Source organism: Cyanobium sp. NIVA-CYA 375, assembly GCF_056108345.1.
Map to the genome: position 1 here is coordinate 1 of NZ_JBSYHW010000227.1, position 1,126 is coordinate 1,126.

Genomic DNA, 1,126 nt, shown 5'->3' on the forward strand with positions numbered 1-1,126 from the left:
GCCGGCCAGAGCTGCAGCGTCTACAAGGGCGCGAGCGGCACGGTGCCGCTGGCCGCCGACGCGCTCAAGGTGGGCTGCGAGTGGCGCTTCGACCACGTGAGCCGCAGCACCGACAGCAGCGTGCGCGGCACGCGCTTCGAGAGCTGGAAGCCTTCCATCGGCGGCGACGCCAGCTACGGCGAAGGCCGCTTCGTCGCCTTCGCCTCGTCGGCCACCGGCCTGAGCCCCAACGGCCAGCGCCAGGTGTTCTGGCGGGACAGCCGCACGGGCGAGACGCGCCTGATCAGCACCGACGGCAGCGGCAACCCCGGCAACGCCAGCAGCGACCGCCCCGCGATCTCGGCCGACGGCCTGACGGTGGTCTTCGAATCTGCCGCCAGCAACCTCGTGGCTGGCGACGGCAACGGCGTGCGCGATGTCTTCCGCTGGTCGGCCGCGGGTGGCACGCTGCCCACCAGCGTCACCCGCGTGAGCCTCACCAGCGCCGGCGGCGAGGCCAACGGTGCCAGCCACACCGCACGCGTGTCGGCCGACGGCCGCGTGGTCGCCTTCACGACCGAGGCGCCGAACCTCACCAACGGCGCCAGCGGTGCCAACGTCATCCGCCGCGACGTGGTGAGCGGCACGCACACCGTCGTCAGCGCCAACGGCAGCGGCGTGGCGGTCGGCGGTGACCGCGCCTCGATCTCGGCCGACGGCAACCGCATCGCGTTCTGGTCCTATGCCGCCGACATCACCGCCGGCGACACCAACGGCCTGTGGGACATCTTCGTCTACCAGCACGACAACACCAGCCGGCGCCGCATCAGCCTGCGCGCCGACGGCGGCGAGCGCAACCAGGGCACCGACAGCATCAGCGGCGTGCAGCAGCCGGTGATCTCGGGCAACGGCCGCTTCGTGGTCTACCCCACGCGCTCGAGCAACGTGGTGGCGGGCGACACCAACGGCGCGATCGACCTCTTCCTCGTCGACCTCGACGGCAGCGAAGCCACGCGGCGCATCAACGTCAGCAGCGCCGGCGTGCAGGCGAATGCCGATTCCGGCACCGGTTCGTACTGGGACTACGTGGCGCTGTCGCACGACGCCGGCTGGATCGCCTTCGCCAGCCGGGCCACCAACCTGGGCA

General features: G+C 71.9%; 1 protein-coding gene. It reads left to right on the top strand.

Annotated elements, in window-relative coordinates; translation table 11 throughout:
- On the top strand, window positions 1-1,126 hold a 1,126-nt coding region (locus AC01FP_RS17710; RefSeq protein WP_474482054.1), incomplete at both ends, for a TolB family protein.